The organism is Kocuria nitroreducens, from assembly GCF_042879195.1.
Taxonomy (GTDB): Bacteria; Actinomycetota; Actinomycetes; order Actinomycetales; family Micrococcaceae; genus Kocuria; species Kocuria nitroreducens.
The window spans coordinates 76996-93983 of the sequence record NZ_JBHZTC010000012.1; the positions used below are offsets into that span (position 1 = coordinate 76996).

Here is a 16988-nt window from a genome sequence, read left to right on the forward strand (position 1 = left end):
ATGCGCCTCACCGGGGGCGATGGATAGCACATTTTTTCGTGCCCCAATGTCCCCGGGCCGGCCGACGAGCACGGCGGTCCCGCCCTTGACGGGGCACCGCCGGGGGTATTCGCTGGGAGCAGGGCGGGGCCGCCCAGCGGAGCCGCGACGACCACGAGGAGACGCCATGACCGCCAGCGACCACTTCTACCTCGACAAGGCGGATCCGCGCAGCTGGCGGGCGCTCAACGGCCTCTCACGGAAGGTCGCCGACGCAGCCGAGGACTCCGGGCTGTCCCGGGCGCTGGTGGAGCTGCTCAGCGTCAGGGTCTCCCAGCTCAACGGGTGCGCCTACTGCCTCGACCTGCACACCGGCTACGCCGTGGAGGCCGGGGTGAGCGCGCAGAAGCTGGCCGTCCTCGCCGCCTGGCGCGAGACGGAGCTGTTCGACGACCTGGAGCGGGCCGCGCTGGCCATCGGCGAGGCCGTGGCCCTGCTGCCCGACGAGGAGACCCGGCTGGCGGAGCTGGCAGTGGCTCGGGCCGAGCTGACCGACGAGCAGTACTCCGCGCTGCAGTGGACGGCGGTGGCGATCAGCGCCTTCAACCGGGTCTCGGTCCTCTCCCGCCACCGGGTCCGCCCCCGCGCGGCCGCCCCGAAGAAGCAGGCCCCGGGAGAACAGGCGCCGAAGAGACAGACCCCGGAGAAACCGGCTCCGAAGCAACAGGCCCCGGAGGAACAGTCCTCGAAGGAGCACGCGGCCAGGAGCCAGGCGCGGGGGAAACAAGCCCCGGAGGCGCAGGCGCCGGGTCCCTCGCGCACCCCGTCGACCGTCGCGGGAGGCACGGCGTGACCAATCTGGACGTGAATCCGCAGGAGCTCCTGTGCACCGAGGCCGTCGGGGCCGGCGCGCAGCTGCTGGCCCCGCGCGAGGTGCCCCTGGGCGGGCCCCGGGCGATGACCGTGCGACGTACCCTGCCCCAGCGGCAGCGCAGCCTCATCGGGGCGTGGTGCTTCGTCGACCACTACGGCCCCGACCTCGTCTCGGAGTCCGGGGGCATGCGGGTGGCCCGGCACCCGCACACCGGCCTGGCCACCGTGAGCCTGCTGTTCACGGGCGGAATAGCCCACCGGGACTCGGCGGGCTACGACGCGGTCGTCCGTCCCGGTGAGGTCAACCTGATGATCGCCGGGCGGGGGATCTCCCACCAGGAGTTCTCCACTCCCGGCACCACGCTCCTGCACGGGGTCCAGCTGTGGTACGCCCTGCCGGAGGCGACCCGGCACATGGCCCCGGCCTTCGAGCACCACGCCCCCGAGCCGGTGGTCGGGGAGGACACGGAGCTGCGCGTGTTCCTGGGCTCCCTGGCCGGCAGCACGTCCCCGGTGGACACGTTCACCCCGCCGCTGCTGGCCGCCGAGGCCACCCTGCGGCCCGGTGCCCGGCTGGAGCTGGAGCTGGACCCGGTCCTCGAGCACGGCGTGCTGCTCGACACCGGCGACCTGGCGCTCAACGGCGCACCCGTGCCGGTGGACCACCTCGCCTACCTCCCGGTCGGGCAGGGGTCCGTGGTGCTGGAGGCCGGCCTGAGCCCGGTCCGGCTGCTGCTCATCGGCGGGGAGCCGCTGGGTGAGCAGATCGTGATGTGGTGGAACTTCGTCGGCCGCACCCACGAGGAGGTCGTCGCCTACCGCGCCGCCTGGCAGGCGGAGATCGACGCCGAACCGGCTTCCGCGCCGGCCGGCGGCAGCTACGACGACGGCGCCCCGTACCCGCGCTTCGGGCCCTACCCAGCCGGCCAGCCCGCCCCGCTGCCGGCCCCACCCCTGCCCGCCGTCCAGCTGCGGCCCCGCGGCTGAGCCCGTCCACAGGAGACCACCATGGACACCTCCACCGTCTCGGTCCGGAACGACCCCGACCGGCAGCGCTACGAGCTCCTCGACGGGGAGACCGTCATCGGCGCGGCCTCCTGGGTGCCCTTCGAGGGCGCGGACGGGCCGCAGCGGATCTTCTACCACACCACCGTGGACGACGCCTACGGCGGGCAGGGACTGGCCTCCGTGCTGGCCCGCCACGCCCTCGACGACACCGTCGAGGCGGGGCTGGCGGTCGTCCCGGTGTGCCCCTACATCAAGAAGTGGCTGCACAAGCACCCCGACCACCAGCAGCACACCGTGCCCGTGCGCCCCGAGCACCTCGCGGCCGTCCCGCGGCAGCAGCAGTGACCCCGCCCGCCGGGGCAGGCCGGCCCCCGGTGAGCACCGGAGCCCCGGGGCTTCCGGGACCAGGGCTCGCGCTCAGCCCTGCTGGGCCGCGACGAGGTCGAGGAAGTGGGCGCGCATCCGGGCCCGCTCGGGCTCCACGCCGGTGATGAGACGGAAGGCGTCCACCGCTTGGCCGACGGCCATGTGGCCGCCGTCGAGCACCTGGCACCCCCGGGCCCGGGCCGCGGCGATGAGCTCGGTCTCCACCGGGAGGTAGACGACGTCGGCCACCCACTGCCGGGCCTCCAGCAGATCGGGGTCCACGGGCGTGCCGGGGTGGTGGTGCATGCCCACCGGGGTGGCGTTGACCAGCCCGTCGGCCGCGTGCACCAGCTCCGGCAGCGTCCGGGCGGTGGCGGCCGCGACCTGCTGCCCGGGGAAGAGCTCGGCCATGGCGGCGGACCGCTCGGCCGCCCGGTCGGGGTCCACGTCGAACAGGTGGAGGGTCTGCACGCCGGCGCTCAGCAGGGCGGAGGCCACGGCGGAGCCGGCGCCGCCGGTGCCGACCTGGACCACGCGGTCCTTGGCCGCGCCGGGGAGCTCGGCCCGGAGCCCCGCGGCGAAGCCTGACACGTCGGTGTTGTGGCCGATGAACCGGCCGTCACGGATCACCACCGTGTTGACGGCCTTCAGCGCGGCCGCCTCCGGGGCGACCTCGTCGAGGTGGGCCAGCACCAGTTGCTTGCACGGGTGCGTGATGTTGAAGGCGTTGAACCCGAGGTCGCGCCCGGCCCGCAGCAGCTCCCCCACGTCCTCGCCCGGGCGGCCGATCACCTCGAGGTCCACCGGGCGGTACAGGTAGTGGAGGCCGTGGTTCCGGGCCTCGGTCTCGTGCATCGGCGGGGTGAGGCTTCGGGTGATGCCGTCGCCGATCAGGCCCACGAGGTAGGACTCGGAGGTGGTGCTCATGGAGGGCTCCTTGCGGGTGCGGGCTGGGCGCGGCTGCGCCGACCGCCCTCGGTGCAGAGTCGGTGCCGGTTGCGGGGAGGGCATCGCGAGCCGATGGGACGCCCATCACAGTACACCGGGGAGAGACTCTGCACCCCCTCTTTACTCACTATGTGAACAGGAGTGCCACAGAGTGGAAGCGGCTTGAGATTGACCGGGAGCACACCTTCCTCCCGGATCACCTCGCAGTGCGGGGCGTGCGGACGAACGACATCCTCCGTGCCGGCGACGCTTCCCCGCATCGCCGGGACGCCGAGCCCGCTCGGGGGACAATGGGCGACGAAGTGTGTGCCGGGGCCCTGCTGACGGGGCCGACGAACTGCGGAGGGTGACGTCATGAGCGTGCTGGGCGAACTGGGGGCGGCACTGGCCGCCGGAACCGTGGAGGTCGTGGACCTGACCACCCCCCTGGACCGGGACACCCCGATCCTGCGGCTGCCGGAACCGTTCGCCAACACGGTGGGCCTGTCCATGACCCCGGTGAGCGCCTTCGACGAGGCCGGGCCCGGCTGGGCGTGGAACGACCTGACGGTGGGTGAGCACGCCGGTACGCACCTGGACGCGCCCGTGCACTGGATCACCGGCCGGGACGGGAGGTCGGTGGACCGGATCGAGCCGGCGAGGCTCGTGGGCCCGGCCGCCGTCCTGGACCTTACCGCCGAGGCGGAGGCGGACGCCGACGCCCTGCTGGAGCCCGCCCACCTCGAACGGTGGGAGGCCGAGCACGGGCGCTTCCCCGAGAACTGCTGGGTCCTCCTGCGCACCGGCTGGTCCGACCGCGGGGACGATCCCGAGCTCTTCCTGAACGCCGACGAGCACGGCCTGCACGCCCCGGGGCCGTCGGTGGCGGCCGCCGAGTGGCTCGCCGCCCACCCGCACATCAGCGGTTTCGGCGTGGAGACCGTGGGCATCGACGCGGGCGTCGCCGGCGGCTTCGACCCGCCCTTCCCCGCCCACCACCACCTGCTGGGCCACGACAAGTACGGGCTGACCTCCTTGCGCCGCCTCGACCGGCTGCCGGTCCTCGGGGCGCAGCTCGTGGTCGCGCCCCTGCCGGTCGTGGGCGGCACGGGCAGCCCCGCCCGGGTGCTCGCCCTCGTCGAGAGGTCCGGGGCGTGACCGGTACGGTCGCCCAGCTCGTGGGCCGTGCGCTCGCGGACCTGGGCGTCGGGCACGCTTTCGGCGTGGTGGGCAGCGGCAACTTCCACCTCACCAACGCGCTGATCGCGGCGGGGGTGCCCTACACGGCCGCCCGGCACGAGAACGGCGCCGCGATCATGGCCGACGCCTGGGCCCGCACGAGCGGGCGCGTCGCCGTGCTCACCACGCACCAGGGCTGCGGCCTGACCAACGCGACCACCGGCATCGGCGAGGCCGCGAAGTCCCGCACCCCGCTGATCGTGCTCACCGCCGACACCCAGGCCGCGGCCGTGCACTCCAACTTCCGGATCGACCAGGACGCCCTCGCCCGGGCGGTGGGAGCGGTGGCCGAGCGGGTGCACTCCCCCGCGAGCGCGGCGGCCGACGTCGCCCGGGCCGTCCGCCGGGCCCGCAACGACCGCCGCACCGTGGTGCTCAGCGTCCCGCTCGACGTCCAGGCCGCACCCGCCCCGGAGGGCGCCGTGGTGCCCGCGCTCCCGCCCGTCCCGCGCGTGCGCCCGGACGACGAGGCCGCCGCGCGCCTGGCGGGGATGCTGGCCGCCGCGCGCCGGCCGGTGTTCGTGGCGGGACGCGGCGCCCGGGGAGCCCGCGCCGAGCTGACCGCCCTCGCCGAGCGGTCGGGGGCGTTGCTCGCGACGTCGGCGGTGGCCAAGGGCCTGTTCGCCGGCGAGGACTTCGACCTCGGCATCTCCGGGGGATTCTCCTCCCCGACGACCGCGGAGCTGATCGGGGACGCCGACCTCGTGGTGGGGTGGGGCTGCGCCCTCACCATGTGGACCACGCGGCACGGACGCCTCCTCGGCCCGGGGGCCTCGGTGGTGCAGGTGGACCTGGAGGAGTCCGCCCTGGGCGCGCACCGGCCGGTGGGCCGGCCGCTGGACCTGGGGATCGTGGGCGACTGCGCGCTCACCGCGCGGGACGTCCTCGCCGCCCTGGAGCACGACACCGCGCAGAAGGGTGCTGCCGGGCCGGAAGCCCCCGCCCCGGCGTCGTCGTCGTGGCGCACACCCGAGCTGGCCGCGCGGATCGCCCGGGAGGGCGGATGGCGGGACATCCCGTTCGAGGACCTCTCCACGGCGGAGCGGATCGACCCGCGGGTGCTGTCCCGCGAGCTGGACGCGATGCTGCCGGCCGAGCGCGTCGTCGCCGTCGACAGCGGCAACTTCATGGGCTACCCCAGCCAGTACCTCTCCGTCCCGGACGAGCGCGGCTTCTGCTTCACCCAGGCCTTCCAGTCCGTCGGCCTGGGCCTGGCCACGGCCATCGGCGCCGCCCTGGCGCAGCCGCACCGGCTCCCCGTGCTCGGCGCCGGGGACGGCGGCTTCCTCATGGGGATCGCCGAGCTCGAGACCGCGGTCCGGCTGGGCCTGCCGCTGGTGTGCGTGGTCTACGACGACGCCGCATACGGCGCGGAGGTGCACCACTTCGCCGGCGACGGTGACGTGCCGCTGGACACCGTGGTCTTCCCGGACGTCGACATCGCCGCCATCGGCAGGGGCTTCGGCGCCGACGGCGTGGCCGTGCGCTCCGTCGAGGACCTGGCCGCCGTGCGGGAACGGCTGTCCGGGTCGCTGGACCGGCCCCTGGTGATCGACGCCAAGATCGCCTCCGACGGCGGGGCGTGGTGGCTGGCCGAGGCCTTCCGGGGGCACTGACGCCGCGCCCGCGCCGCGGTCCTCGTCGGTGGCCGCGGGCCGAGCCCCGGAGGACCTGGTCAGGAGCTGGGCCGTTCCTCCTCCGCGTCCTGCCGAGCAGGGGTGATCCGCACCCGCTCCACCCGGCTGCCGTCCACGGCCAGGACCTCGAGCCGGTGGCCGTCCACGTCGACGACGTCCCCCGGGCGCGCCACCCGTCCCAGCCGGTCCATCACGAACCCGCCCACGGTCTCGTAGTGGCCCTCGGGGATTACGGGCCCGGCCTCCGCCGACACCTCCTGGATGATCAGCCCGCCGTCCACGAGCACGGCCCCGCCCTGGCGCAGCACCGTGTCCTCGTACTCCCGCGCTCCGGCGTCGAACTCGTCGTAGATCTCCCCCACGAGCTCCTCCACCAGGTCCTCGAGGGTCACGATGCCCGCCGTCCCGCCGTACTCGTCGACCACCAGCGCGATGTGGTGCCCGTCCTTGCGCATGGCGTGCAGGGTGCGCAGCACGTGGTTGGTCTCCGGCAGGAAGGGGATGGGCCGCACCACGTCACGCAGGGTCCGGGGCGGGGCCTCGATGACCCCGTCGCCGTCCTGGTCCGCCACCACGAGGTCGCGGATGTGCACGAAGCCCAGGACGTCGTCCACGCTCGTGCCGAGCACGGGGTAGCGGGAGTGCGGCCGGGCCAGGGCCTGGTGATAGGCCTCTGTGACGGGCAGGGTGCCGTCCAGGAAGTGGACGTCGGGGCGGGGGCGCATGACCTCGACCAGGCGGCGCTCGCCCGCCTCGAAGACGTCCGTGAGGATCGAGCGCGAGACGGGCCCGATGCCCTGGGTGTCCACGACCATCTCCCGGATCTCCTCCGCCGAGACCTCCTCGGTGACGGCGTGCGGATCCCCGCCCAGGAGCCGGACCACGAGGTTCGTGGACACGGACAACAGCCAGATGACGGGACGCATGAGCACGGCGAAGACGCTGAGCGGAGGAGCGAGGAGCATCGTGAAGCCCACGGAGCGCTGCATGGCCAGACGCTTGGGTGCGAGCTCCCCCAGGACGAGGGAGAGGTAGGCGATCACCAGGGTCATCCCGATCAGCGCCGAGGTCTCCGCGGCCGCGGTGGACAGACCGGCCCGCTCGAACACGGGGGCCACGTCCGGGGCGAGCGTCGAGGCGCCGTAGGCCGAGGAGAAGAACCCGGCCACCGTCACGCCGATCTGCACCGCCGAGAGGAAGAGATTGGGATCGCGGACGAGGGCGGCGGTCCGGACGCCCTTCCGTCCCGAGCGCTCGATCCGCTTGACCTGACTCTCCCGGAGGCTGACGATCGCCATCTCGGTCCCCGCGAAGACGCCCCCGACGGCCACGAACAGCAGGACCAGGAGGATGTTCACGATCGTGCTGTCGTCCATGGTGACCACGGTACCGGCCGGCCCGTGGCACCGGAGGGTCAGGGCGATGCGCCCTCGCGGTCCGGTTTCGCACCCTCCGGTCCGTCGCCTACGCGGACCGGGTCGCGTTCCTGGACCGCGCCGGCGCGCACCGGACCCGACGGGCGGGGCAAGCGGTCCCGGGGCCGACCGGGCTCACCAGAGGTGGCGGCACTGCCTGTTCTGGCAAGAGAACTCGGGGGCGCGCCCGTCGGGCAGCATCATCGACGGAGAGGCCAGCTCGACGTCGCGCGCCTGGTCCCAGTCGTCGGGCATGATCTGCACGTACACCAGCTCGAATCCGGTGGCGCCGCAGCGCGGGCACGGCGCGGTGGTGCCGCGCAGACCGTCGGACGGGGTGGTGCTCATGGCGGGCCTCCCGGAAGGCGGCGCCGGGCACTCCGGAGCCGGTGGGCCCAGTGTAGTGGGCGCACCGGCTCCGGACTCGGCCCGTCCCGGGTGGAGCGGCCGGCTCAGGCCCGCGTGCCCGCCTCCCGCTTGGCGCGCTGGATCTCCTCGTAGACGTGCCCGCGCAGCTCGGTGAACCGCGGCAGGCCGCGGGTGGTGAGCTGGTCGCGGTCGTCGGGCAGGTCGATCGGGAGGTCCTCCTGGACCACCGTGGGCGAGCTCGACAGGATGATGACGCGCTCGCCGAGGTAGACGGACTCGTCGATGTCGTGGGTCACGAACAGCACGGTCACGCCCATCCGGTGCCACACGTCCCGGATGAGGTCTTCGAGGTCGGCGCGGGTCTGGGCGTCCACCGCGGCGAAGGGCTCGTCCATCAGCAGGATCTTCGGTTGGTAGGCGACCGCGCGGGCGATCGCGACGCGCTGCTGCATCCCGCCGGAGAGCTGCCAGGGGTACTTCTTGTCCGCGCCGCGCAGGTCGACGGCGGCGATCGCCTCCTCGACGAGCCGGTTCCGCTCGTCCCGGGCCAGCTTGGCGTTCTTCAGCGGCAGCTCCACGTTCTCGCGGACCGTCATCCAGGGGAAGAGGCTGCGCCCGTACTCCTGGAAGACCACGGCCATGTCCTTGGGCGGACCGGTCACCTGCTCGCCGCCCAGCAGCACCTCGCCGGACGTGGGCGCCATGAGCCCCGAGATGCACTTGAGCAGCGTGGTCTTGCCGGAGCCCGAGGGCCCCACGAGGCACGCCAGCTCGCCGCGGCCGAGGTCGAACGTGAGGTTGCGGACGGCTTCTACGTCACCGTGGTCGCTCTGGTAGATCTTCTGCAGCCCGCGCACGGACAGCAGCACGTCCTTCCCGCCGGTGCGTCCCGCGCCGGCACCCGAGACCCCGGTGCCGGTCTCGAGCGTGCCGGCCTCGTGCGTGGCGCCCCCGCCCGCCTCGGTCCGGGGAGCGGGCCCGCCGCCGTCCACAGCCGAGCTTCCTGATTCAGCTTGCATTCTCCACCTCTTTCAGGCCCCGGTACCAGGCGAGGACCTTGCGTTCAACACGTTGGAAGACGAACGCCAGCACCACTCCGATGAGACCCAGGACGGCGATGCCGCTCCACATCTCGGGGATGGCGAACGATCGTTGGAACTGCACGATGGTGAAGCCGAGCCCCGAGGACGAGGCGAACATCTCCGAGATCACCATCAGGATCAGCCCGATCGACAGGGCCTGCCGGATGCCGGCCATCATCTGGGGGCTGGCGGCGGGAATCACCAGGTGGATGATCCGCGACCACCCGTGGATCCCGTACGAGCGGGCCGTCTCGTTCATGACGGAGTCGACCGAGCGCACGCCCTCGATGGTGTTCAGCAGGACGGGCCACACGGACCCGAGCACGATCACCACGACCTTCATCTGGTCGTTGACGCCGATGAGCAGCATCAGCACGGGCACCAGCACCGGCGGCGGGATCGCCCGGAAGAACTCGAGCACGGGCTCCAGCAGGTTGCGCAGCCAGCGCACCGAGCCGATGACGAGCCCGGCGACGACGCCGAGCAGGATGGACAGCGCCAGTCCCACCAGGAGCCGGCCGATGCTCGGGAGCACGTCGTCGAAGAACCGGTCCCCGATCCAGACGTCCACGAACGTCGTGGCGAACTCGCCCGGCTCCGGGACGTAGAAGTTGGTCTCCACCAGGGTGTAGACCCACCACAGGAGGATCAGCAGGACGGGCAGGGCAAGGGCGTAGACCAGGGTCTTGACGATTCTCACACCGCCACCTCTCCGCGGACGGACGAGTGCCAGGCCAGCGCCCGGCGCTCCAGCGCCCGCATCCCCAGGTTGATGAGCACGCCGAGCAGCCCGGCCGTGACGATGAACGCGTACATGGCCGTGACGGCGCCGCCGGACTGGGCCAGGGAGATCTCCCGGCCCAGTCCGGGCGTGCCGATCACGAGCTGGGCGGTGACCGCCAGGATCAGGGCCACGGCCGCTCCGAGCCGCAGCCCGGTGATCACGTAGGGCAGGGACGTGGGCCAGGTGACGTACCGGACGCGGGCCAGCGTTCCGAGCCCGTAGCTCTTGGCCGTGTCCTGCGCCACGGTGTCCACGTCGCCGACCCCGTAGAGGACCTGGATGAGGATCTGCCAGAAGGACGCGTACACCACCAGCAGCAGGGTGGACTCCAGCTGCACGCCGAACAGCAGCACGGCCAGCGGGATGAGCGCGACCGACGGGATGGGCCGGAGGAACTCGATCGTGCTGTGGGTGGCCCGGCGCAGGAACGTGCTGCTGCCGATGACCAGCCCCAGGACGACCGCGGCGACCGCGGCGATGAGCAGCCCGAGGAACCAGGCCCGGACGGTCTGCCAGACCGCCAGCCAGAAGCCCGCCGAGCCGAGCTGCTCCCCGAGCTCCAGCAGGACCTCGCTGGCCGGGGGCAGGTACCGCGGGTCGACGATCCCGGTCAGGGGCAGCAGCTCCCAGGTGAGCAGGAATCCGAGGATCCCCAGCACCCCGAGGGCGCCGGGCGCCCAGGCCCGCACCGTGCGCTTTCGTGCCATGTCGTGCTTCCTCCCTGGTGTGCCGTGTCCGCAGACGGGCTACGGCAGCAGCGCGTCGAGGTCGGGGGCTTCCTCGAGGGTCCCGTACTCGACGGCGGCGTCGCCCAGCTTCTGCAGCGCCTCGCGGTCGAACTCGGTGCGGAAGCGCGGCAGGGCCATCTCGGCGCGCAGCTCGTCGCTGATCTCCGTGTAGGTCCCGACGACCTCCCGGACCGCGTCCGGGTTCTCGTTCGCGTACTCGAGCGAGCGGTTCATCGCGGCCTGGAACCGCTCCACCAGTTCGGGGTCCTCCTCGAGCTTCAGGGCGGTCGTGAAGTAGCCGGCGATGTCGAGCTCCGGGTCGAACTCCACATAGTTGTAGGACACCGCGCGGGCGCCTTCGTCGAGGACCTGGGTGAGGAACGGGTCGAGGATCCAGGCCGCGTCCACCTGGCCGCGGTCGAGCGCGGCCGGGGCGTCCGGGAAGCCGACCTCCACGAAGTCGATGGCCTGCGGATCCCCGCCGGCCTGCTCGACGACGTAGCGGATCGTGGTGTCGCCGATGTTGTTGAGGTTGTTCACCGACACGGTCTTGCCGGCCAGGTCCTCAGGGCCCTGGACGTCCGAATCGGCGGGCACCACCACGGCGCCGAAGTCCCGCTCGGCGTCGCCGGAGGTCGTGGTGCCGTTGGCGACGTACTTGAGGTCGAGACCCTCGCCCTGGGCGACCATGACGGACAGGGTGTTCCCGAAGGCGAAGTCGAAGTCACCACTGACCACGCCCGGCACGGCGGCGGCGCCGCCGCTGGTGGTCTGGATGTCGAGGTTGATCCCCTCCTCCTCAAAGAAGCCCTGCTCCTCGCCCAGCCAGATGGCTGCCGTGTCGACGATGGGGATGACGCCGACGGTGACGTCCTGCATCTCCCCCTCGGCCCCGGTGCCACCTCCGCCGCTGTCGCCGCCGCACGCGGCCAGCGCCAGTACGGACGCTGCTGCTCCCCAGCTGATGAGCGATCGCCGCATCGTGTCTCCCCTGTGTCGTTCCGTGAACGTATTCCGTGGTCGTGCCTCGTGGTCGGTGCCGGACCCGCTGTCGGCACTGCGCTGTGCGACCCGGTGGATCCGGGTTGTGATAGGGCTCACTCTAGTGACGTAGCATTCACAAACCAGTGCATGTTGTCGATAGACCGATACATGACATCTATGAGTCACTGACCGAGGAGTGGGGCCGTGGAACTGGACCTGAACCTGATGCGCGTGTTCTGCACGGTCTACGAGCAGGGCAGCGTCACGGGGGCCGCCGCCGAGCTGCACCTCACCCAGCCCACGGTGAGCCACGCCCTGAAGAACCTGCGCCGGCAGTGCAACGACCAGCTGTTCGTCCGGGAGGGCCGGGGCCTGAGCCCCACGCCGTTCGCGAGGAGCATCTTCCCCCAGGTCAAGGCCGGGATCGCCCAGGTGACCGCGGCCGTCTCCTCCGGCGGGCTGTTCGATCCGGCGACCGCCCGCGAGCGCTTCACCCTGGCGCTGACCGACCTCGGCGAGCTGGCGTTCCTGCCCTCCGTCATGGTGGCGCTGCGGGAGCAGGCGCCCGGCGTGGAGCTGACCGTGCTGCCGCTGGACGTCGAGCGCGTCCCGGACGACCTGATGCGCAACCGGGTGGACGCCGCGATCTGCGCCCCGTACATCGGCGGCCCCGGCATCGTCCGGACGGTCATCGGCACGGACGAGTACGTGGTGATCGCCGCCCGCTGCCACCCGCGTGTCCGGGAACGGCTCACGCTCGAGCAGTTCGCGGAGGAGCCCCGGATCCGGCTCGCACCGTCGATGGGTCACGAGCTCGCCGAGGTGGCGGCGGAGCGGGCGGGCGCCCCGGGCAGCACGGCCCTGCGGCTGTCCCACTTCACGGGCCTGGTCTCCGTCGTGGAGCGCACCGACTGCCTCGCAGTGCTGCCGCGGTTCCTCGCCGAGACCCTCCAGGAGGCGGCCGGGATCCGGGTCTTCCCGCACCCGGTCGAGATGCCGGTCCTGCAGCTGGCCGCCTACACCCGCGAGACCGGCCACCAGCGTCCCGCGCAGCAGTGGTTCGCGCAGCTGATCGTGGACACGCTGCGGGAGTCCGTCTCGCCGGACCCGTCCGCGCCGCTGCATCCCGGGCCCTGGCATCGTCGCCGTCTATGAGGGGATAGAAAACATCGACTGGCCGCACCCCCGGCCCCCTTCTACTCTCGCGGTGAGGCGACACACCGGTGCCGCGTCCCGATTGGAGCGCAGCGTGACCACCATCCGTGCCAGGACCCACCGCTGGATGCAGGCCCGCGGCCTCGACACCGTGTTCGGCAACCCGGGCTCCAACGAGCTGCCCTTCCTGCGGGACCTGCCCCCGGACGTCCGCTACGTCCTGGGGCTGCACGAGGGCGTGGTCGTCGGCATGGCCGACGGCTACGCGCAGGCCACGGGCCGGCCGGTGCTCGTGAACCTGCACTCGGCCTCCGGCACGGGCAACGCCATGGGCGCGCTGACCAACGCCGCCAGCTCGCACACCCCGCTCGTGGTCACGGCCGGCCAGCAGGTGCGCGCCACGATCGGCGCGGAGCCCATGCTCGCCAACGTGACGGCCCCGGACCTGACCTCCCCGCTGACGAAGTGGGCGGGCGAGCCGCTGTCGGCGCAGGACGTCCCCCGCATGCTCGACCAGGCGCTGTGGGAGGCCACCACCGGCTCCCGCGGCCCGACCTACGTCTCGGTCCCCTACGACGACTGGGACCGGGAGTCCGCGGAGAACGACGACTACCTGCTGCCCCGGCGGGTGGTCGAGGGCCTGCATCCGGGCCCCGAGCACGTGCAGGAGATCGCCGGCCTGCTGGCCGGCGCCCGCCGGCCCGCGCTGGTGCTGGGCTCCGAGGTGGACGCCGTGGCGGCGAACGCGGTCAGCCGCGAGCTCGCCGAGCTGCTGGGTGCCGACGTGTGGGTGGCGCCGTCCCCCTACCGTCTGCCGTTCCCCAACCGGCACCCGCAGTTCCGCGGGGTCCTCACCCCGTCGGAGCGCGGCGTGCACGCCGCGCTCGAGGACAACGACGTGGTCCTGGTGCTCGGCGCCCCCGTCTTCCGCTACCACCAGTACGAGCCGGCCCGGTACCTGGCCGAGGGCACGCGGCTGCTGCACGTCACGGAGGACCCGGAGGAGGCCGCTCGGGCACCGTTCGGGACGTCGTTCGTGGCCGGGCTCGCGGCGACCGCCGTGGCCTTGGTGGCCGCCCTCCACGAGCGGCGCGGCGGAGCGCGCCCGGCTGCCCCGGTGGACTGGACGGTGCCGCCGCCGGCCCGGGAACCCGTGGACGGCGTCTTCCACCCGGGGGCCGTGTTCGAGGTGCTGCGCGAGACCGCGCCCGCGGACACCGCCTACGTCGTGGAGTCGACCTCGACGAACGGGGACTTCTGGAGGCACATGGACCTGCGGGAGCCCGGCTCCTACTTCTGGCCGGCCTCCGGCGGACTGGGCTTCGGGCTGCCCGCGGCGGTCGGCGTGAAACTGGCCCGGCCGGAGCGGCCCGTGATCGGGGTGGTCGGCGACGGGTCCGCCAACTACGGGATCACGGCCCTGTGGAGCGCGGCGCAGTACCGGGTCCCGGTCGTGTTCGTCATCCTCAACAACGGCACCTACGGCGCGCTGCGCTGGTTCGCGGGCATGCTCGGCACGGGGGACGTCCCGGGACTGGACGTGCCGGGCATCGACTTCCTGAGCCTCGCGCGGGGCTACGGGGTGCCCGCGCACGCCGCGGGCACGGCCGCGGAGCTCGCCGGCCTGGTGCGGCAGGGCCTCGCGGCCGAAGGCCCCACGCTCATCGAGGTCCGCACGGAGCTGACCACACCGTGAGCGGCACCGGGCACCGGGCGCGGCTCAGCGGCAGGAGACCGTGAACACCCGGGCGGCACCGGACAGCTCGATCGTGCCGGCACCGCCCCGGTGCAGCAGCGACTCCCCGCCGGCCAGCTCCCACTCCCGGTCCGCGGTGCGCACCAGCACCCGGTCCCCGGTGTTCAGCAGGACCGTGGTCCCCCGCAGCTCGACGGGGACGGCCCGTCCCGGCACGAGCTCGTGGGCGGTCAGCGACAGCCGTTCGTCCCACAGCGGGTAGACGCGGCGGCCGTGCTCGTCGGCGGCGGGCTCGCCGATCTCCGGGACCGCCTGCTCGTCGGCCAGCACGGCGAGCAGCTCGGCCACGTCCACGTGCTTGCCGGTCAGCCCGGCGCGCAGCACGTTGTCCGACGAGCTCATCACCTCGATCGCCGTCCCGCCCAGGTACGCGTGGAGCTGCCCGGCCGGGGTGTGCAGGGACTGCCCCGGGGCCAGGCGGACGTGGTGCATGCACACCGCGACCAGCAGCCCGCGGTCGTCCGGGTGACGGTCGTGCACGTAGCGGACCAGCGCGGCCACGGGCTCCTCCGGATCCGCGGCGCGGGCCGCGGCGACGGTCGCCAGCAGGGCGGCCCCGGCGGCGGCGTCGTCGAGCGTCAGCACGGCGGGCAGCACGGGACGTCCGCCGTCGGCGACGTCGTGCAGCCAGTCCAGCCCCAGCCGCGCGGCGGTGGCGCGCAACCGGTCAACCGGTTGCACCCCCGTCAGCAGCTCCACCTCGGTGAGCGCCACCACGGTCTCGGGCTTGGCGGAGCGGTCCTTGTAGTTGCGCCGCGGGTCGTCGAGCGGGATCCCCGACCGCTGCTCCCGCTCGAAGCCCGCCTCGGCCTGCTCCGGGGAGGGGTGGACCTGGAGTGACAGCGGGGCCTCGATGGCCAGGATCTTCAGCAGGAACGGCAGGTCCTCCAGCGGCTCGTCCCGGCCGTCCCGGACGACGACGGACGGGGCGGAGGGGTGCGCGCCGACCCACAGCTCGGCCTCGGGCTCGGGGCTCGGCACGGGCCTGCCCTGGAGCCGAGCCAGCACCTCGCGGGAGCCCCACGCGTAGTGCTGGACGGGATTGCGCATGCGGAGGATCTCGACCATGCTCGTCATCCAATCACAGGACCGCCCGCGCCCTGCGGCACCCGGGAGCGGCCGTGGCCTAAGATCACCCCTTGTGACTATCGATCTCTCAGCTTCGTTCAAGGCCTACGACGTCCGCGGCATCGTGGGCGAGTCCATCACCGAGGAGACGGTCCGGGCCACCGGTGCCGCCTTCGTGGACGTCCTGGGTCTCGCCGGCCTGACGGTTCTCGTGGGCGGGGACATGCGCCCCTCCTCGCCGGAGTTCGTGGACGCCTTCGCCGAGGGCGCGGTCCGCCGCGGCGCGGACGTCGTGAAGATCGGGCTGATCTCCACCGACGAGCTGTACTACGCGTCCGGGACGTTCGACGCCGCCGGGGTGACCTTCACGGCGAGCCACAACCCCGCCGAGTACAACGGCATGAAGATGTCGAAGGCCGGAGCCGTCCCGGTGTCCTCCGAGACGGGGCTCTACGACATCCGTGACCTCGCCCAGCGCTATCTCGACGAGGGCGGAGTCCCGGAGGCTGCCGACCCCGGCACGGTCGCCGAGCGGGACGTCCTGGCGGGCTACGCGGAGTACCTGCGCTCCCTGGTGGACCTGTCCGGAACCCGCCCGCTCAAGGTGGTGGTCGACGCCGGCAACGGGATGGCGGGGTTGACCACTCCCGCCGTGCTGGGCGACGCCGTCCTGGAGGCCCTGCCGCTGGAGATCGTGCCCCTGTACTTCGAGCTGGACGGCACGTTCCCCAACCACCCCGCGAACCCGCTCGAGCCGGAGAACCTCGTGGACCTCCAGCAGGCCGTGCGCGAGCACGGCGCTGACCTGGGCATCGCGTTCGACGGCGACGCCGACCGCTGCTTCGTGGTCGACGACCAGGGCGGGGCCGTCTCGCCGTCGGCCGTCACCGCGCTGGTCGCCGAGCGGGAGATCGAGCGCGCCCGGGCGGAGGGCGTGGAGCACCCGGTGATCATCCACAACCTCATCACGTCCCGCGCCGTGCCCGAGCTGGTCACCGCCCGCGGCGGCCGCCCCGTGCGCACCCGGGTGGGCCACTCGTTCATCAAGGCCGTCATGGCGGAGGAGGGCGCCGTGTTCGGGGGCGAGCACTCCGCGCACTACTACTTCAAGGACTTCTTCAACGCCGACACCGGCATGCTCGCCGCGATGCACCTGCTGGCCGCGCTCGGCGAACAGGACCGGCCGCTGAGCGAGCTGATGCACCAGTACGACCCGTACGCGGCGTCCGGGGAGATCAACTCCACGGTGGAGGACAAGACCGGCGCCGTCCGGCGGGTCGTCGACGCCCTGGCCGGCCGGGACGTCAGCGTGGAGGAGCTGGACGGCACCACGCTCAGCTGCCCGGACGAGGGCTGGTGGTTCAACCTGCGCCCCTCCAACACCGAGCCGTTCCTGCGCCTCAACGTCGAGGCGAAGGACCGGGCGACGATGGAGCGGGTCCGGGACCGGGTCCTCGGCATCGTGCGCGCCTGAGACTCCCCGACACGCACGGGCCCCGCCGGACGAGCCGTCCGGCGGGGGTCGTCGCGGTGCCGTCGGCGGGCTCGCGGGTGATCGCCTCGGTGCTGGTCCCGGTCCGCTCCTCGGCCGCGACCCGGTACGGGGTGGGCACCATGG

At 73.0% G+C, this 16988-nt stretch carries 16 protein-coding genes; 8 read left to right on the plus strand and 8 right to left on the minus strand.

Annotation, left to right across the window (positions count from 1 at the left end):
• Nucleotides 1–166: 166 nt before the first annotated feature.
• The 3 genes from ACFYE1_RS10005 to ACFYE1_RS10015 are packed head-to-tail and all read left to right on the plus strand — an operon-like array spanning nucleotide 167 to nucleotide 2205.
• Entirely contained in the window at nucleotides 167–832 is a 666-nt protein-coding gene (locus ACFYE1_RS10005; protein ID WP_387742352.1) for a carboxymuconolactone decarboxylase family protein, read from the plus strand.
• Nucleotides 829–1839, plus strand: a complete 1011-nt coding sequence (locus tag ACFYE1_RS10010) for a pirin family protein (protein WP_387742354.1) — start codon at nucleotides 829–831, stop codon at nucleotides 1837–1839. The genes ACFYE1_RS10005 and ACFYE1_RS10010 overlap by 4 nt, the downstream gene beginning before the upstream one ends.
• Before the next feature lie 21 nt (nucleotides 1840–1860).
• Nucleotides 1861–2205 carry a GNAT family N-acetyltransferase gene (locus tag ACFYE1_RS10015; RefSeq protein ID WP_387742356.1) on the plus strand — a complete coding sequence of 115 codons (345 nt, stop codon included), beginning with the start codon at nucleotides 1861–1863 and terminating at the stop codon, nucleotides 2203–2205.
• A 72-nt stretch (nucleotides 2206–2277) separates the two neighbouring features.
• On the opposite strand, the gene ACFYE1_RS10020 is transcribed toward ACFYE1_RS10015, so the two are convergent.
• Complete coding sequence (locus tag ACFYE1_RS10020) at nucleotides 2278–3153, minus strand: shikimate dehydrogenase (protein WP_387742358.1); 876 nt, start codon at nucleotides 3151–3153, stop codon at nucleotides 2278–2280.
• A 375-nt stretch (nucleotides 3154–3528) separates the two neighbouring features.
• On the opposite strand from ACFYE1_RS10020, the gene ACFYE1_RS10025 reads away from it, so the two are divergent.
• Nucleotides 3529–4311, plus strand: coding sequence for a cyclase family protein (locus tag ACFYE1_RS10025; protein WP_387742360.1), 783 nt, complete (start codon nucleotides 3529–3531; stop codon nucleotides 4309–4311).
• On the plus strand, nucleotides 4308–6008 hold the full coding sequence (locus ACFYE1_RS10030; protein ID WP_387742362.1) for a thiamine pyrophosphate-binding protein: 1701 nt from the start codon (nucleotides 4308–4310) through the stop codon (nucleotides 6006–6008). Before ACFYE1_RS10025 ends, ACFYE1_RS10030 begins: the two co-directional genes overlap by 4 nt.
• Before the next feature lie 59 nt (nucleotides 6009–6067).
• Here ACFYE1_RS10030 and ACFYE1_RS10035 read toward each other — a convergent pair whose 3' ends face one another.
• The 6 genes from ACFYE1_RS10035 to ACFYE1_RS10060 form a co-directional block, all read right to left on the minus strand.
• Nucleotides 6068–7405 carry a hemolysin family protein gene (locus tag ACFYE1_RS10035; RefSeq protein ID WP_387742364.1) on the minus strand — a complete coding sequence of 446 codons (1338 nt, stop codon included), beginning with the start codon at nucleotides 7403–7405 and terminating at the stop codon, nucleotides 6068–6070.
• A gap of 174 nt (nucleotides 7406–7579) precedes the next feature.
• Nucleotides 7580–7792, minus strand: coding sequence for a hypothetical protein (locus ACFYE1_RS10040; protein WP_387742366.1), 213 nt, complete (start codon nucleotides 7790–7792; stop codon nucleotides 7580–7582).
• Between the two features lie 104 nt (nucleotides 7793–7896).
• Nucleotides 7897–8832 carry an ABC transporter ATP-binding protein gene (locus tag ACFYE1_RS10045; protein WP_387742368.1) on the minus strand — a complete coding sequence of 312 codons (936 nt, stop codon included), beginning with the start codon at nucleotides 8830–8832 and terminating at the stop codon, nucleotides 7897–7899.
• Nucleotides 8822–9595 carry an ABC transporter permease gene (locus ACFYE1_RS10050; protein WP_387742370.1) on the minus strand — a complete coding sequence of 258 codons (774 nt, stop codon included), beginning with the start codon at nucleotides 9593–9595 and terminating at the stop codon, nucleotides 8822–8824. Before ACFYE1_RS10050 ends, ACFYE1_RS10045 begins: the two co-directional genes overlap by 11 nt.
• Nucleotides 9592–10386 (minus strand): ABC transporter permease, encoded by a 795-nt coding sequence (locus ACFYE1_RS10055; RefSeq protein ID WP_387742372.1) that lies wholly within the window; start codon nucleotides 10384–10386, stop codon nucleotides 9592–9594. Before ACFYE1_RS10055 ends, ACFYE1_RS10050 begins: the two co-directional genes overlap by 4 nt.
• A gap of 39 nt (nucleotides 10387–10425) precedes the next feature.
• A complete protein-coding gene (locus ACFYE1_RS10060) occupies nucleotides 10426–11388 on the minus strand; it encodes an ABC transporter substrate-binding protein (protein ID WP_387742374.1) in 963 nt (320 codons plus the stop codon).
• A 207-nt stretch (nucleotides 11389–11595) separates the two neighbouring features.
• Here ACFYE1_RS10060 and ACFYE1_RS10065 point away from each other — a divergent pair, with 207 nt between their 5' ends.
• Complete coding sequence (locus ACFYE1_RS10065) at nucleotides 11596–12546, plus strand: LysR family transcriptional regulator (RefSeq protein ID WP_387742376.1); 951 nt, start codon at nucleotides 11596–11598, stop codon at nucleotides 12544–12546.
• Between the two features lie 94 nt (nucleotides 12547–12640).
• The gene (mdlC, locus tag ACFYE1_RS10070) at nucleotides 12641–14242 is read left to right on the plus strand and encodes a benzoylformate decarboxylase (RefSeq protein ID WP_387742378.1); all 1602 of its coding nucleotides are present in this window, start codon (nucleotides 12641–12643) and stop codon (nucleotides 14240–14242) included.
• 24 nt (nucleotides 14243–14266) lie between these two features.
• Here mdlC and manA read toward each other — a convergent pair whose 3' ends face one another.
• Nucleotides 14267–15370 carry a mannose-6-phosphate isomerase, class I gene (gene manA, locus ACFYE1_RS10075; protein ID WP_387742380.1) on the minus strand — a complete coding sequence of 368 codons (1104 nt, stop codon included), beginning with the start codon at nucleotides 15368–15370 and terminating at the stop codon, nucleotides 14267–14269.
• Between the two features lie 73 nt (nucleotides 15371–15443).
• Between manA and ACFYE1_RS10080 the strand changes: the two genes are divergently transcribed.
• Nucleotides 15444–16844: a phosphomannomutase/phosphoglucomutase gene (locus tag ACFYE1_RS10080; RefSeq protein WP_387742382.1), complete on the plus strand. Its 1401-nt coding sequence runs from the start codon at nucleotides 15444–15446 to the stop codon at nucleotides 16842–16844.
• Nucleotides 16845–16988: the final 144 nt, after the last annotated feature.

What these genes read in the sequence shown, in the direction of transcription:
- ACFYE1_RS10005 (WP_387742352.1), top strand. Translation starts at nt 167, where the DNA reads ATGACCGCCAGCGACCACTTCTACCTCGACAAGGCGGATCCGCGCAGC.
- ACFYE1_RS10015 (WP_387742356.1), top strand. Translation starts at nt 1,861, where the DNA reads ATGGACACCTCCACCGTCTCGGTCCGGAACGACCCCGACCGGCAGCGC.
- ACFYE1_RS10020 (WP_387742358.1), bottom strand. Translation starts at nt 3,153, where the DNA reads ATGAGCACCACCTCCGAGTCCTACCTCGTGGGCCTGATCGGCGACGGC.
- ACFYE1_RS10025 (WP_387742360.1), top strand. Translation starts at nt 3,529, where the DNA reads ATGAGCGTGCTGGGCGAACTGGGGGCGGCACTGGCCGCCGGAACCGTG.
- ACFYE1_RS10035 (WP_387742364.1), bottom strand. Translation starts at nt 7,405, where the DNA reads ATGGACGACAGCACGATCGTGAACATCCTCCTGGTCCTGCTGTTCGTG.
- ACFYE1_RS10040 (WP_387742366.1), bottom strand. Translation starts at nt 7,792, where the DNA reads ATGAGCACCACCCCGTCCGACGGTCTGCGCGGCACCACCGCGCCGTGC.
- ACFYE1_RS10045 (WP_387742368.1), bottom strand. Translation starts at nt 8,832, where the DNA reads ATGCAAGCTGAATCAGGAAGCTCGGCTGTGGACGGCGGCGGGCCCGCT.
- ACFYE1_RS10055 (WP_387742372.1), bottom strand. Translation starts at nt 10,386, where the DNA reads ATGGCACGAAAGCGCACGGTGCGGGCCTGGGCGCCCGGCGCCCTCGGG.
- ACFYE1_RS10060 (WP_387742374.1), bottom strand. Translation starts at nt 11,388, where the DNA reads ATGCGGCGATCGCTCATCAGCTGGGGAGCAGCAGCGTCCGTACTGGCG.
- manA (WP_387742380.1), bottom strand. Translation starts at nt 15,370, where the DNA reads ATGGTCGAGATCCTCCGCATGCGCAATCCCGTCCAGCACTACGCGTGG.